The sequence below is a fragment of the Photobacterium sp. R1 genome (assembly GCF_054600795.1).
Window position 1 is genome coordinate 244,860 of record NZ_BAAHZP010000006.1, and the last position, 14,183, is coordinate 259,042.

Sequence of the window (14,183 nt, forward strand, 5' to 3'; positions counted from 1 at the left end):
TCTATTTTAAATATAGATATCCAATGTTGTTTTCTTGGCTGAAATGAAAATCCTCATCATAAAGCCAATATATTTTTATATTGTTTGAGTCCGCCCTGATTGATAATTTCTTTTTCATGTAAGGTGATGTTAATTGAATGTAAATCTTATCACCAATTGGGTGTGAATTTTTACTATTTATGTATTTCAATTGGGTGAGAGACTTTTTTATTTTCTCAATGCTAATACCTTGGCTTACTGTGATAGAAAAATCTTCTGTTTTTGTTACATTAGAAATGTTCTCTCGTGCCAGATATGGAAAAATGGTCATGATGATAATCAGCAGAGCAAAAGGGGAGATTAAAAAAATGTAAAAAAGAGAAAATTTTTTTCTAAACACAAATAAAATGACAAACAAAAAAACACAAGGGATAACGAATATAACGGAAAAACTAAAAATAGTATCCAGAACATGAAGTGATTTTTCTAAATACAAAGATATTTCCTCATGATTTGTTTGGGGTGGATTCTCTCACAAGATGAGATCTGAATCAATTCAACTAGGGAAATAATTATGATCAGAGTTTAAGTTAATGATAATTCTTAATGAGTATAATTGTTGAATTCAACTCAGCATTCTGAACTGTGAAGGTATCCAGCTTGTATATCACTGCCTTGTCGGTGCCGAAGAAAGTGTTTCGGCGTTGTTTAAGAAATCGGCACGTCATCGCAATCAATCGGAACGATATATTCGCCGCCTTGATTGATAATGATCTGTTGACAAGCAGGCTCATGCGTCAGCTTTGTCCAACTCCAGCTCAGGAATATGCTGAGAAGGACAAAGGTGAGCGGGTCGATCTTCGTTTTCATGGGTCACCTCATCCAAATTTATGGTTGATTTGCTTCATGTGTCATTGTGTTTTCTTCTGAGTCTTTTTTCCCGAATCTTACGGTTGTGCGATGCAAAAAGCCTTCGCTGTTTGCACGCTGTGCTTTCATGCCCGCATCAATTTGACGTTTAAAGCATTTCATCTTTGAACTGGATGTGACGCATTAGATAGAATCAACCTGAACGGCAGAGAGAAGGGTTTAACCGCAATGAAAAAAGTCATTCTGATATTGTCCGTGCTCATTTTTTTAGGTCTGGGGGCGTATCAAATTGTCACAAAGTTCAACCTGAATCCTCACTTCCAGGTTGGTGAGGAAATTGATTCTTTGAACGGCATTGTCGTTTACTACAATGGCGGCGTGAACCATGTCTCCGAAAGAAATTTATCTGCAGATGGCTACAACATCGGGCTGAAGTATCAGTGTGTGGAATTTATCAAGCGCTATTATTTTGAATATCTGCATCACCGGATGCCTGATACTTACGGGCATGCCAAAGATTTCTTTGATAAAAAGCTTCAATCAGGCGCGTTGAATACACAACGAGATTTGATTCAGTTTACCAATGGTGCAGGACAGTTGCCAAAAGTGAGTGATATTGTTGTCTATGACGCGAGTCTGTTGAATCCATACGGACATGTTGCGATTGTTTCTCAGGTGAATCCAGAAACGCAGTCGATCGAAATCATTCAGCAAAATCCGGGGCCATTTCAGGGCTCCAGGCAAGCTTATACCATGGAAGAGAGCCATGACGGCTGGACAATTCAGAACTCAAATATTCTGGGTTGGCTGAGTCAGAACAGTCCTTCAATCAAATTGTGAAAATGCATCCTGAGGAATGACGAAAGGCTTAGTTTTCGTCATCTCAGGCCAAAGCTGGATTGATTGACCGGACGGGATAGTGAATACGAGGAATATTTGCAAATGGTTATGATTCAGAAAAATGAAGATCTGTTAGAGTTTGTTTTGCGGGGCGGAAAACCTGAATATGTTTTCTTTTGGGGTCATCAGAAGCCAAAGTCGGGTGTGTCGAAATCGTGTTTCAGCCAATGGTATGACGCTTCTTTTGAGGAAAATGGCATTCAGTTTCACACGGCTGAGCACTACATGATGTATCAAAAAGCAGTTTTGTTTGGTGACTTTGCTGTGGCCGAAAAAATCATCCGGTGTGATCTTCCGAATGAAGTGAAAAAGCTGGGGCGTGAAGTTTCAGGCTTTGATGAGACGCTGTGGAATCAAAATCGATTGAGTATTGTGGTTCAGGCGAATCGGCTTAAATTCAGTCAAAATCCGGATTTACTCGCGTTCCTGATTTCTACTGGAGACAGCATACTTGTTGAAGCAAGTCCGGTGGATAAAGTTTGGGGAATAGGTCTGGCAGCCGACGATGAGCGTGCGAAAGATCCGGCGCAATGGCGCGGGGAAAATCTGCTCGGTTATGCATTGATGCTCGTCCGCAAAGCGTTCATGTTGAAATCCTAGTCTGTGACTTTGAGAACAGTCAGTATTTCAGACATGAGCGCACAGTTTTTGACAAAGAACGATGTCGCTGTTGAGTGAATGGAATTTATAAAATTTGAGTGGAAGTGGTTCAGTTGATGATGTTCAAAGTCTATTTTAGATATGCCCTCTTTATTCCTTTTATCTGCGGCTTGATAGCCATGCTGCTGGACTTTTCTTTTGGATTGGCTGCCGACAGTTTTCTTGTATTACTTATCGTACTCTCCGTCCTGATTGCTGGTTTTCCTTACGCGCTTTTTGTGGCTTGTACCCTCTATTGGATGAGGGACCGAAGCGATCATGAAGTGAAAAAGGTCATGTGGTTGACCCCACTGATTTTTTTGCCTTTTCTTTCAATCGCCTCTTTGCTCGCTAGCCCACCGAACAGTTTTTCTAGCGCTGGATCCACTGTTTTGTTTCTTTGCTTTTTAGGACTGATCTTTGGTTACGGTTATGTGTCGATTGCTTATGTAGGTTGGAAGATAGTGCAGCTATTAGGATGGAGCTCGGAAAAAGCTGATTTTAAGTAACGCGTGTTTGAGGCTATACAGTGAACTCAAATTCCTGCACTCAACATACTGATCTTAAATGATAAACAGGCCGGATAATCATCCGGCCATTGGACAGTTGGTAACACTATAATTTAAATCGTCGCACCAGTTCGTTCTGTTCTTTGGCTTGCTGATCCAGCTTCAGGCTGGCACTGGTGACGCTTTCCATGGATGCCAGATTGGCATCAGCAATTTCACTGATGTCTTCCAGGCTGCGGGCAATGCTGGCGGTAGTACTACGCTGTTCTTCCGTTGCCTGCACAATCTGGCTGCTCATATCACTGATCTCAATGATAATGGCCTCAATCTCTTCCATGGCGCTGCTGGCTTCCGAGGTCTGACTGACACTGTTTTCCATTTCCTGCACGCAGCTTTCAATCACCCGGACACCCTGACTGGCACTGGATTGCAGCTCCTGGATCATCGACTCAATTTCGCCGGTCGAATCTGTAGTGCGCTGGGCCAGAATTCTGACTTCATCAGCAACCACGGCAAACCCGCGTCCCTGATCTCCGGCGCGAGCAGCTTCAATGGCAGCGTTTAATGCCAGCAAGTTGGTCTGATCCGCAATATTGCGAATGACGTCCAGAATACTGCCGATATTACTGCTCATTTGCTGCAGCTGGGTAACGGCTTGTACGGACTCGTCGAGTTGTTCCGACAGTTGATGCGTTGTCGAAATATTGCGGCCCATGACATCGCGGCCCGTGGCTGCAGCCGATTCAACGTTCTTGACCTTATCCAGTGTATGCTGAGCGCTTTGGGTGACATGAGACACGGAGTGTTCCATCTCTGTCATTGCCGTGGCAACAGATGCTGTTTGCTGACGCTGTTCGTGCAGGCGGTTTTTGGCATCTGTGGTCGTCGACTGGTTTTGTGCTGCAACCTTGGTCAGCTCCCCAGATGCATCACTAAGCTGGCGCAGCAACTGCTGTAAGTGATCGGCCAGGGTGTTGATGTGGTGACTGAGCTGGCTGAATTCCGCAAATTTGTTGTTCGTGATGCGCTGTGTCATGTCGCCTGCAGTCAGAGCTTCCAGTGTTTGCAGTGTTGAAGCCAGTGGCTGGCGGACATTTCGTGCCAGGAACCAGCCGATGATCACAGCGAGCAGGGCAGTCAGACAACCCAGTAGAATCGTATGTGTCACACCGGACTGATAAGATTCGCCCGCTTGTTCGATAGCACGATCCATATCTGCGCGAGCCTGAGTCCGGAAGCTGGCCAGCAGCGAATTTGCGTTGTTGATTTCAGCAGTCAGCTGACTGATGTTGGCATACAGACGTTCCTGGGCCTGAATGTAGTTGAAGTGAACGTTCAGCACACCGCCCGGCTGGCCGATATCCTGATTATATTCTTCGATGGGCGAATCAAAAGTACGCTTCAGATCCGGGATCATACTGCTCAACGTCCGGTAAGAATTCTTGAGGTGACTCACCAGTCGTTTGTTGTTTTTGATTGCTTCGTTGATTTTATCGACATCAGAAGAAGCCAGGGCGTCTGAAGTAATGGCTTCTGTCTGACTGAGCTTGTCAAAGTAACTTTTGGCCAGCATCAGCTCGGACACCCGGCTGCGATCCGCAATCACATCTTTCATGCGGACATTCAGATCGCGGTGCAATTGCTGAAACCGGCGGATGGATTGCTGTCGCGCTTCATTTGCAGCCAGTTGCTCCCGGTAGTTGCTCATGGCAGCCTGAGCCTGCGCAAAATAACGATCTTCGAGGGCATTCAGCGCATCAAGCTGGTTGCTTAGTGCGGGGTCATCCTGCGCTGTTTCGACCAATTGTTCTAGCGTTCGACGAAACTGTTCAAAGGCTTCGGTAAACTGGGCTTTGTCGTGCTTCATCTGCGTCTGATTATTGCTGGTCAGGAAGTCTTTAAAGACTTTATCCGCAGTCAGGAGCTCGACATTGGCCTGGCTCGACACAGTGACCAGAGGCAAGGATTCTGTATTGACGGTCTCAAGATGACCATAAATGTTTTTGGTTTCCATCAGGGTGAGCGTACTGGTCATTGCGAACAGAGCAATCATGACGGCAAAACCCGCATACATGCGCCTGATAACAGAGGTTTGTTTCTTCATTGCTTATCGTCCCTAAACAGCATGTGCCGAAATCGGCAAAATCTGTCCATTTAAACTTTGGTGGCTTAGCCTTTCTTTTTTATCAATTTGTTATTGTCATGTGATGTCATACAACGTTTGCTTCACGACGTAAAATAAGTCATGTGAAAGCCGTGACCATGTCATCAAAATATCATCCGGTTTTGTTATGGACAGTCAGATTTCTGACGTTCATGGGTTCGGTCTCCTTGCTTGCGCTAATGAGTGTTTTAAAGATAAACAAATGTTATCTACACATACTTTGCCAGGGGTAGCAAAAACTTGAATCGACTGAAAATAAATGCTGGAAAAAGTGTTTAAAACGGTGTTCAATATTGCGCCATCGACAGGAGTCGAGCATACTCGGTGATGGTAAGAAATGAGAAAATGGAGCTAGCCATGGCAGAAGAAACTATCTTCAGCAAAATTATTCGTAAGGAAATTCCGGCTGATGTTGTGTATCAGGATGATCTGGTCACTGCATTCCGCGATATTAATCCACGTGCACCCAGTCATATTCTGATCATTCCAAACAAATTGATTCCGACTGTGAACCATGTTGAAGCCGATGATGAAGCAACCATGGGACGTCTGTTTACGGTAGCGCGCAAGCTGGCTGAGGCGGAAGGGATTGCCGAAGACGGTTACCGGCTGATCGTGAACTGCAATCCGTTTGGCGGGCAGGAAGTCTATCACGTTCATATGCACCTTTTAGGTGGTCGCCCGCTCGGACCGATGCTGGTTGGTTAATCGTTAAAGAAATCTCCTTGGCAGTCGTCACATATAAAGTATGACGACTGCCAGATGACAGACAGGATCGAATGAAAAAGAATTTCCTGCGTACACCGATTATCTATTTTTGCGCTTCTGTTCTTGCCGGCTGTACCAATTTATCGGGACACAGTCTGTTCAGCCATTACAGTGCCAGCACAACTGCCAGCAGGCATGCGTTGGTTAGTGGGCAATACCAGACGGCGCTGGAGGCGCTGCCTGAAGAACCTGCTGGTCCTATCCTGGATGGAATGGAACGCGGGCGACTGAACTTTCTCACAAGGGACTACCCGGACAGTTTATCGGCTTTTCAGTATGCAGATCATGCTGTGAAGCTACAGCAGGACGCTGCACAGATTCAGATCTCGGAAGGGTTGAATCAGGCTGGGTCATTGTTCACGAATGACAATATGATCACCTACCAAGCCTCTGATTATGAACTGGGTTTTTTGCATTTATATCTGGCTCTGAACTACATTCAGAAACATGACCTGGAAGGTGCGCTGGTCGAAATGCGACGTGCAAACATGGTTCAGGAGACCGCAAAGAAACTGCGTGAATCTGAGCTGCAGGCCGCAGAAACCCAGATGAAAGATGAAGGGCTTTCCGACAATATTGGTGCCGTTTTATCAAACTACCCTGGTGCAGGGAACAAATTGGCAGCGGTACAGAATGGCTATCTGTTCTATCTCTCCGGTGTGTTGTTTGAAGCTGATGCGAATCTGAATGACGCCTATATCGATTACAAACGCGCTTTGGCTGTTGCACCGGATAACCTGTATGTGGCCCGAACCGTTCAGCGGCTGGCTGTAAGGCTGGGCATGAAAAATGATCAGCAGTTGCTGGCTAAAAAATACGGCGCCCTGAAATCACCGGAATCCGGAACTGGTCGCCTGATTATTTTAGATGAGCAAGGGGTCGTGCAAGCGCCGGAAGGCCGACGTACACCGTACTGGGTGTATAACGACAACGGTCAGAACGTGCTGCATAATCTGGCGCTGCCTTATTATCCGCCGCGGCCAGTGATTTTGCCGGGACAGCTCAGCATTGGTGAGCAGGCAGTCAATGCATCGTCGTTGACTGATGTGACGCAAATGGCAAAGCAAAGCCTGAGCGAAAGCATGCCGGCGAGAGTTTTACGGCAGGTCTTGAGAGTGATTGCAAAAGAGCAGCTGCGGCAGGCTGCGGCTCAAAATGGCAATGATGTCGGTAATTTGCTGGCCAATATATTCAACACATTGACTGAACAACCTGATACCAGAAGCTGGCAGACTCTGCCTGCAAAGGTGACCCTCTATCAGGACGATTTGCGTCCGGGGACTCACCAGATTCACTGGCAAGGGCATTCGGTTGATGCAGAGGTGAAACAAGGCCGAACAACCTTGGTTTGGGTATCCCGTCAGGGAGAGACAATGGACGGTTGGTCCGTGCTATTAGGAGGAAACTGATGAAATATGTGATAGCGATTTGCTTGGCGCTGATGATGACGGCATGTGCCCGGACGACAACATCAGGGATCAGCATCGACAGCAGTAATCAGAGTGTTGTCATTGCGAACCCTCAGCTGGCGAACAAAGTAGGCATCGAAAAAGCTGATGTGACGCGGCAAAACGGTTTATTACAGGCTGGCGTGCCGGTAGTCAGTAAAGTTGATGGTGACATTAAGCTGCAATACCGTTTCTACTGGTATGATGCAAAAGGACTGGAAATCGGCGGTAGCGACAGTCCGTGGCGTCAGTTTGTTCTGCACGGTAAGGACACCATGACGATTAAAGCCATGGCGAAAAAACCTGAAGCGGAAAACTACCGTATTTACATTCGTGAAGCCACGACTACTTGGTAAGCATTCTGGATTGGGTCGGCTTTTTAGCCGGCACAGCATTCAAAAAACAAGATTAAACCGATAAAGGGTTAGAAATGAAAAAACGCGTCATTGCTTTAATGGGTGTTGCTGCACTGATGGGCGGCTGTGCGAAGCAGGTTTCTTACGGGGATGCTCAGGCAGTTGAAACCACAACGGTTGATTTCGGCTCAAGCGATTTACAAAAAATTGCAGAAGATATGACAGACAGCATGCTGTCGTCTGGCTCTGTGGCGGCTATTACTGCTGGCAAGCGTCCGATCATCTTTGTCGAAAGCATCAAGAATAAAACCAGTGAGCACATTGATACTGAGTCTGTGACGGACTCTATCAGTACGAAGCTGCTGAACTCAGGTCGTTTCCGTTTTGTCGATATGACGCGTGTTGAGTCAGTTCGTAAGCAGCTGAATTTCCAGAATAACGATGAGCTGGTGAACCAGAGCACAGCCATTCAGTTCGGAAAAATGGTGGGTGCTCAGTACATGATGTACGGCAACCTGTCCAGTATCGTCAAACAGGCGGGCAGCGATAAAGATGTGTACTACAAGATGACCATGCGACTGATGGATCTGGAAACAGGACTCATCGAGTGGGCAGACGAAACTGAAATCCGTAAGCAGGAAGCAAAGCGCCTGCTGGGCTGGTAAGTGCCATCACTTTCCGCAAAGGGAGCACTTCCGTTCTCCCGTATTGCAGGGTTTGATGTGATCCAGGCCCGTCCCTTAGGGGGCGGGCTGAGTAATCGTTGCTGGCAACTGACATTAAAACCTGTCTCATCTCCTTCCGACGGTAAAAGTACCACCTCAGCCGTCTGGCGCCCCGTCAGTCCGGCAAGCCTTGCTTTTGGGGTGAACCGTGACCACGAATATCAAATTCTTACGGCAATTCAGCATATCGGTTTGTCTCCTGCGCCTGTCGCTAGAACAGGAGAGGGGATTCTGGTCGCCTGGCTTGAAGGCGAAACTTTCGAACAACCCCCTTCACTGAATGAGCTGATCACGGTTCAGACGCAGGTGCATCGCTTACCCGTTCCGGAATGGCGGCTTGAGGTCAGGCAGCGGGCAGAACAATATCTGAAATCTGTGCATCCTGACGACAGGCACGACGGATTAGAGCGTGTTTGCGCCAAATTTTTCCGGCAGATCCCTCGAAGTCGGTATGCGGATACTTGCTGTCACCATGATTTGGGTTACTACAATCTGATCCGGCAGTCCGATGGCCGAATCCGGGTAATTGACTGGGAATATGCGGCTGCCGGTGATCCGATGCTGGATCTCTCGCTGACAATTCAGGCAAATTCTCTGAACGTTCAGCAGGCTGTAAATACCTATGCCCGGGAAATGAGGTATGACGCCGAGGTTGTCTCAGAAGCTGTTTTGCAATGGCTTCCGTGGTGCGATTTCTTGGCTATGCTTTGGTATTATGCTGGCGCAAATCTGTGGCAGGATCCATCCTATCGTCTTGAAGCAGAAGCTTTGTTTGCAAAGCTGACGCACTGATGAGCCATGGCCAGCCAGTTAACCGGGCAGTGTAATCTGCTCAAGGAGGGAAAGTGGCTGTGATCCGAAACTGCCGGCAAAGGCTGCTTTTCCTTTTTCTGACACTGATTCTCTTCACGGGTTGTACTGCCCGGCTTGCCTATAACACGATGGATTACTGGGTTCCCTGGTATCTGGATGATTATGTCAGTCTGACTTCTGCTCAAGAAGCGCGTTTTATCGGTGAACTCCGGCAGGCTCAGGCCATCCATCGGGCGCAGGAACTGCCCCGGTTGCATCAGCATATTCTGAAATTGCAGCAGGATTTGCAGCGACCGATGACGACAGCTCAAATTCAGGGGTATCACCACAGTTTTACTGCGCTTGGTGAGCAGACGATTGCGGTTTTTACCCCACCGGTGACCAATCTGCTTCGTTATCTCAGCAATATTCAGGTTGAACAGATAAATACCAGGGTCAACAAAGATCTGGACCAGTTGCGTCAAGACCGGGACAAACTGAGCAAGCAAGAGAAGCTCAAGCGATATCAAGCCCGGTTTGAGAAAATCAGCCGGGAATGGGTAGGCTCTTTAACTGAAGAGCAAAAGACCATGATTTCGGAGCTGGCTCAGTATCAGCTGGAGATTGAACCGGTTTTTTTCTCGACCCGCGAGGGGTTGTATCAGCAGTGGCTGGCATTGATGGAGAAGCGTCATCGTCCTGAGTTTGAAGCGCAACTTGAGCGGCTGCTCAAAGATATTGTTGCCTTTCGTTATGCGCCGGTTCAGCCTCAGCTGGATCAATATCTGCAACGCCGGTTTGCTGTCATGACCCGGCTGAATCAAAGCCTTTCTCAGAAACAACGTCAGCACTTCATTGATAAGCTGACCGTCATCCGCAAGGACATTGCCGTGCTGATTCAGCAGTGATCTGATGATTTGGCTCAATGGATATCCATTTTGAGATTGTGGGGACGCAGGGATGTTGCGTATAGTAAATATCCACAAAATTAATCCGGATATACATTGGAGGCATCAGTGATTATTTATCTGCATGGATTTGATTCAACCAGCCCCGGCAATCATGAAAAAGTACTTCAGCTGCAGTTTATTGATCCCGACGTCAGAGCTGTGACTTACAGTACGTTTCACCCCAAACATGATATGCAGCACTTGCTGAAAGAGGTGGATAAGCAGATTTCTGCCAGCGATGATCTTTCCCCTTTAATCTGTGGGGTGGGACTGGGCGGCTACTGGGCCGAGCGTATCGGATTTCTTTGCGGTATTAAGCAAGTGATCTTTAATCCGAATTTACATCCTGAAACAATTATGCAAGGTAAAATTGATCGTCCTGAAGAGTACTCGGATATCGCAACAAAATGTGTGGCTGATTTTCGGGAAAAAAATGCCGGTAAGTGTCTCTGCATACTTTCAACTGAAGATGAAGTGTTAGATAATCTATCAACAAGCAGAACATTGGACGCATATTACCAAGTCATCTGGGATGAGACCCAAACGCATAAATTCAAAAAAATCTCCCAGCACTTACAAACAATAAAGCAGTTTAAAGCAAAAAATTGAGTATATGCCTCTCCCTCTGCAGGTGAATGACAGTCATCACCTGGTCAAACTCTACGTCAGTCAGAATTTATACCTGGCAGGGCTTTTGCCCTGTCGGTTTGTGCAAGATTTATAAAAACTAGAGGAAAAGACTGTGACTAGAATCATCGTAGTTGGAGGCGGTGCTGGTGGCCTTGAGTTGGTCACAAAACTTGGGCGGACACTTGGCCGTAAGGGCAAGGCAAACGTTACCCTTGTCGATAAAAACAGCAGTCATCTGTGGAAACCCCTGCTGCACGAGGTCGCAACAGGCTCGCTTGATGAAGGGGTGGATGCGCTGAGTTACCGGGCGCATGCCAAAAATCATCATTTTGATTTTCAGCTGGGTGCGCTCAAAGATATCGACCGGGATCGGAAAGTCATTCAGTTAAATGCACTGAATGACGAGCATGGCGATCTGCTGATCCCGGAACGTGAACTGGAATACGATATTCTGGTGCTGGCGATTGGATCAAAGTGCAATGACTTCAACACGCCTGGAGTTCGTGAACACTGTATCTTCCTCGACAGCCCGGAGCAGGCGAGTAAGTTCAGAACGGAAATGAACAACCAGTTCCTGAAACTGCATGCTAATAAAGAACAGAAAACGGTTGATATTGCCATTGTTGGCGCTGGTGCGACCGGTGTAGAGCTGTCGGCTGAATTACACAATGCGGTCAAAGAATTACGTCTGTACGGCTTTGGTGATCTGGACAGTTCACGCCTGAACGTCAATCTGGTTGAAGCGGGGGAGCGAATTCTTCCGGCATTGCCGCCACGGATCTCTTCAGCTGCGCACAGTGAACTAACCAAACTCGGGGTTAATGTTCACACGGCAACCATGGTGACCAAGGCTGATGAAACCGGTTTGACCACCAAAGACGGTGAGCATATTCCGGCTCAATTGATGGTCTGGGCGGCTGGTATCAAAGCACCTGATTTCATGAAAGATATCGCCGGACTGGAGACGAACCGGATCAACCAGTTGGTGGTGAAAGATACACTACAAACCACACGTGATGATGATATTTATGTCATTGGTGACCTGGCTGCATGTACTCAGAAAGACGGCACGCTGGTTCCGCCGCGCGCCCAGTCGGCCCATCAGATGGCCAGTCGATGTTTCTCAAACATTGTGGCGAAGCTGACAGACCGTCAACAGAAGCCTTATGTGTTTGTGGATCACGGCTCACTGGTTTCACTGAGTCGTTTTTCTACTGTCGGGAGCCTGATGGGGAATCTGACGAAAGGCTCGATGATGATTGAAGGGCGGATTGCACGTGTCATGTATATTTCACTGTACAGGATGCACCATATTGCGTTGCACGGCTTCTTTAAGACCAGTCTGATGATGCTGGTCGGACGGATCAACCGCGTACTGCGCCCGAACCTGAAGCTGCATTAATGTCGTGCCTGGTCATGGTAGGGGAAACTCCCTGGCTGATGACCGAAAAAAACCGCCTGCGTTCAGGCGGTTTTCTTTTTGGGGATTTCCAACCTATTTAGTTGATTTTCAGAAGTTCAACATCAAAGATCAGCACCGAGCCCGGGCCAATTTTTCCCATACTGCGGTTCCCGTAGGCAAGATCGGCAGGAATAAAGAGTCTTACCTTTTCCCCTTCAACCATCAGTTGTAATCCTTCTGTCCAGCCCCGGATGACTTGATTCAGACTGAATGCAATGGGTTCGCCACGCTCAATTGAACTGTCAAATACTGTGCCGTCGATTAAAGTACCGTGGTAGTGCACGGTGACTTGATCTGAAGCTTTCGGATGCACTGTGCCTGTGCCGGTTTTCAGCACCATGTACTGCAGTCCGGAACTGGTTGTTTTGATCCCTTCCTGATTTTTGTTGGCATCTAGAAAGGCTTTGCCTTCCTCAATATTTTGCTGTGCCTGTTGCTTGTTACTTTGGCTGCGTTGGAAGAAGAAAACGAGTAAGCCAATGAGAATGACAGCAATGATAATTTTAGACACTGATTTTCCTACCTTTTGTTAAGTCTGCTGAGGAGAAGTTTAGCCTAAAAACCTGGTGATATCTTGCGGAATGAGCGAATAAACCATGCCGTCCTTCGGTTGATCGTGCGTGAATATGCGATTCCGGCTTAAAGACTCAAACCGTGCGCCACACCGTTCAGCGGTTTTCTGACTGGCATGATTCCCGATATGGACGACAATTTCCAGCCGGGTGAGCGCTAACGTTTCAAAGGCGAAACGTGCCAGAGACAAAATAGCTTCGCAGGCATATCCCTGCCGGTGGCAACTGCTGCGAATCCAATAGCCTAATTCGGCTGAGTTTGTCAGCCTGGACAGGTTATTGAGACAAACGGTACCCAGAAATTGGTCATCACGGCGTGTGAAAATAGCCAGTTCGTAACCGTTTTCCAGTTTCCAGTTCATTTGGGAGGCTGATATCCAGGCGTGAGCATCCTGCTGGCTATAGTGGGGATGACACCACTCAACCCAGGGGGCCAGATCAGATTGCGATTCCAGGACTGCAGCCAGATTGTCAGCCAGATCGACCATTTTGTATGGGCGGAGGTAGAGACGGGGAGTGGTTAAAACATAATCCAGTTTCATCTGAGTATCTGCCCAGTCGATCAAAAACGGGGCCAGTGACGGCCCCGTTAATGCGTTATGAATCAAGACGTCGGATTTGTACGACCATCCCCATGAGCGGGTGATCCAGATAGTGAGTTTCACCACTGCGCATCTGACGCTGTTGATCAAATCGGAAAGTTTTGAGGAACTCTTCCACCTCAATTTTCTTCTTCACTTCCTGTAACTGACCAAACTGAACATTGTCACTCAGCGCGGTGGAAAGGTCATCCAGGGGTTCGGTGCCTACAACCACTTCACGGCGGCCAGATTCACGCAAGTCCAGCTGTGCATTGGTGAACAGGTAATGGTTCACATAGACCTGAATTTTACCTTCCAGCTCATAAAGCGGAGTGTTTGGCTGCACAGCAGGGGCTGCCTGAGCTGCGTCTTCTGAAAGTTCAAAGCTCGGCGGTGCAGCCATTGCTTGTGCAGCTGCTTCCGCTTTGGATGAGCCATCTGCCAGATACTGGTCAGAAAAGTCACGGCCTGCAACCAAATGGAAGGTTGGTGCCTGTGCTTTACTCAGGTCACCCTGGCGCCAGCCAAAATGTGCGAGCGGCGTAAAACCGGCATGGTCTTTCAGACGCTGGAATTGGCTGTTCAGCTGAAACTGGCTGGCAGGCATCATGGTAATGCCGCGGTTCGACAGCTGTGGTGAGCCGCTCAGTTGCACCGTTCCGGAATAATCCAGGGGTGCGGGTTGGTCTGGCCAGGATTCACCGGTTTGATCCGGATTCACATTGCGTTTGAAAATGATGATCTCAATGTCAAACTGGCGCTCTGCGAAACTTGGCAAACTGATGACAAGCAGCAGTAAATAAATCAGATTTTTCAAGATAATACTCCGCACTGGTAT

At 47.6% G+C, this 14,183-nt stretch carries 17 protein-coding genes; 11 read left to right on the plus strand and 6 right to left on the minus strand.

Annotated features, from left to right (window positions below):
- Position 1: 1 nt before the first annotated feature.
- Entirely contained in the window at positions 2–475 is a 474-nt protein-coding gene (locus ACYP03_RS12380; protein WP_330959243.1) for a hypothetical protein, read from the minus strand.
- A gap of 212 nt (positions 476–687) precedes the next feature.
- Positions 688–849: a hypothetical protein gene (locus ACYP03_RS12385; protein ID WP_330959244.1), complete on the minus strand. Its 162-nt coding sequence runs from the start codon at positions 847–849 to the stop codon at positions 688–690.
- Between the two features lie 228 nt (positions 850–1,077).
- Here ACYP03_RS12385 and ACYP03_RS12390 point away from each other — a divergent pair, with 228 nt between their 5' ends.
- From ACYP03_RS12390 to ACYP03_RS12400, 3 genes are all read left to right on the plus strand, one after another.
- Positions 1,078–1,689: a CHAP domain-containing protein gene (locus ACYP03_RS12390; protein WP_330959245.1), complete on the plus strand. Its 612-nt coding sequence runs from the start codon at positions 1,078–1,080 to the stop codon at positions 1,687–1,689.
- Positions 1,690–1,791: 102 nt separating this feature from the next.
- Complete coding sequence (locus tag ACYP03_RS12395; protein ID WP_459780105.1) at positions 1,792–2,349, plus strand: NADAR family protein; 558 nt, start codon at positions 1,792–1,794, stop codon at positions 2,347–2,349.
- A 116-nt stretch (positions 2,350–2,465) separates the two neighbouring features.
- Entirely contained in the window at positions 2,466–2,897 is a 432-nt protein-coding gene (locus ACYP03_RS12400) for a hypothetical protein (RefSeq protein WP_459780107.1), read from the plus strand.
- A 106-nt stretch (positions 2,898–3,003) separates the two neighbouring features.
- On the opposite strand, the gene ACYP03_RS12405 is transcribed toward ACYP03_RS12400, so the two are convergent.
- Positions 3,004–5,001 carry a methyl-accepting chemotaxis protein gene (locus tag ACYP03_RS12405; RefSeq protein WP_459780109.1) on the minus strand — a complete coding sequence of 666 codons (1,998 nt, stop codon included), beginning with the start codon at positions 4,999–5,001 and terminating at the stop codon, positions 3,004–3,006.
- Between the two features lie 417 nt (positions 5,002–5,418).
- Between ACYP03_RS12405 and hinT the strand changes: the two genes are divergently transcribed.
- From hinT to ACYP03_RS12445, 8 genes are all read left to right on the plus strand, one after another.
- Positions 5,419–5,769: a purine nucleoside phosphoramidase gene (gene hinT / locus ACYP03_RS12410; protein WP_248140651.1), complete on the plus strand. Its 351-nt coding sequence runs from the start codon at positions 5,419–5,421 to the stop codon at positions 5,767–5,769.
- Positions 5,770–5,840: 71 nt separating this feature from the next.
- Entirely contained in the window at positions 5,841–7,238 is a 1,398-nt protein-coding gene (locus ACYP03_RS12415; protein ID WP_459780111.1) for a COG3014 family protein, read from the plus strand.
- Entirely contained in the window at positions 7,238–7,633 is a 396-nt protein-coding gene (locus ACYP03_RS12420; RefSeq protein ID WP_248140649.1) for a YcfL family protein, read from the plus strand. Before ACYP03_RS12415 ends, ACYP03_RS12420 begins: the two co-directional genes overlap by 1 nt.
- 74 nt (positions 7,634–7,707) lie before the next feature.
- Complete coding sequence (gene lpoB, locus ACYP03_RS12425; RefSeq protein ID WP_330959250.1) at positions 7,708–8,298, plus strand: penicillin-binding protein activator LpoB; 591 nt, start codon at positions 7,708–7,710, stop codon at positions 8,296–8,298.
- Entirely contained in the window at positions 8,299–9,150 is an 852-nt protein-coding gene (locus ACYP03_RS12430; protein WP_459780114.1) for a phosphotransferase, read from the plus strand.
- A gap of 53 nt (positions 9,151–9,203) precedes the next feature.
- Positions 9,204–10,058, plus strand: coding sequence for a DUF6279 family lipoprotein (locus ACYP03_RS12435; RefSeq protein WP_459780116.1), 855 nt, complete (start codon positions 9,204–9,206; stop codon positions 10,056–10,058).
- 108 nt (positions 10,059–10,166) lie between these two features.
- Complete coding sequence (gene ycfP, locus ACYP03_RS12440) at positions 10,167–10,709, plus strand: alpha/beta hydrolase YcfP (RefSeq protein WP_459780118.1); 543 nt, start codon at positions 10,167–10,169, stop codon at positions 10,707–10,709.
- A 133-nt stretch (positions 10,710–10,842) separates the two neighbouring features.
- On the plus strand, positions 10,843–12,132 hold the full coding sequence (locus tag ACYP03_RS12445; RefSeq protein WP_459780120.1) for an NAD(P)/FAD-dependent oxidoreductase: 1,290 nt from the start codon (positions 10,843–10,845) through the stop codon (positions 12,130–12,132).
- Between the two features lie 97 nt (positions 12,133–12,229).
- Here ACYP03_RS12445 and ACYP03_RS12450 read toward each other — a convergent pair whose 3' ends face one another.
- The 3 genes from ACYP03_RS12450 to ACYP03_RS12460 are packed head-to-tail and all read right to left on the minus strand — an operon-like array spanning position 12,230 to position 14,162.
- Positions 12,230–12,703 carry an FKBP-type peptidyl-prolyl cis-trans isomerase gene (locus ACYP03_RS12450; protein ID WP_459780122.1) on the minus strand — a complete coding sequence of 158 codons (474 nt, stop codon included), beginning with the start codon at positions 12,701–12,703 and terminating at the stop codon, positions 12,230–12,232.
- 39 nt (positions 12,704–12,742) lie between these two features.
- Positions 12,743–13,306, minus strand: coding sequence for a GNAT family N-acetyltransferase (locus ACYP03_RS12455; protein WP_459780124.1), 564 nt, complete (start codon positions 13,304–13,306; stop codon positions 12,743–12,745).
- 55 nt (positions 13,307–13,361) lie between these two features.
- Positions 13,362–14,162: a peptidoglycan binding protein CsiV gene (locus tag ACYP03_RS12460; protein ID WP_459780126.1), complete on the minus strand. Its 801-nt coding sequence runs from the start codon at positions 14,160–14,162 to the stop codon at positions 13,362–13,364.
- Between the last annotated feature and the right edge of the window lie 21 nt (positions 14,163–14,183).

Excerpts from the sequence above, each read along its gene's own strand:
- ACYP03_RS12455 (WP_459780124.1), bottom strand. The coding sequence starts at position 13,306 with ATGAAACTGGATTATGTTTTAACCACTCCCCGTCTCTACCTCCGCCCA.
- ACYP03_RS12385 (WP_330959244.1), bottom strand. The coding sequence starts at position 849 with ATGAAAACGAAGATCGACCCGCTCACCTTTGTCCTTCTCAGCATATTC.
- ACYP03_RS12395 (WP_459780105.1), top strand. The coding sequence starts at position 1,792 with ATGGTTATGATTCAGAAAAATGAAGATCTGTTAGAGTTTGTTTTGCGG.
- ACYP03_RS12420 (WP_248140649.1), top strand. The coding sequence starts at position 7,238 with ATGAAATATGTGATAGCGATTTGCTTGGCGCTGATGATGACGGCATGT.
- ACYP03_RS12390 (WP_330959245.1), top strand. The coding sequence starts at position 1,078 with ATGAAAAAAGTCATTCTGATATTGTCCGTGCTCATTTTTTTAGGTCTG.
- ACYP03_RS12415 (WP_459780111.1), top strand. The coding sequence starts at position 5,841 with ATGAAAAAGAATTTCCTGCGTACACCGATTATCTATTTTTGCGCTTCT.
- lpoB (WP_330959250.1), top strand. The coding sequence starts at position 7,708 with ATGAAAAAACGCGTCATTGCTTTAATGGGTGTTGCTGCACTGATGGGC.
- ACYP03_RS12405 (WP_459780109.1), bottom strand. The coding sequence starts at position 5,001 with ATGAAGAAACAAACCTCTGTTATCAGGCGCATGTATGCGGGTTTTGCC.
- ACYP03_RS12400 (WP_459780107.1), top strand. The coding sequence starts at position 2,466 with ATGATGTTCAAAGTCTATTTTAGATATGCCCTCTTTATTCCTTTTATC.
- hinT (WP_248140651.1), top strand. The coding sequence starts at position 5,419 with ATGGCAGAAGAAACTATCTTCAGCAAAATTATTCGTAAGGAAATTCCG.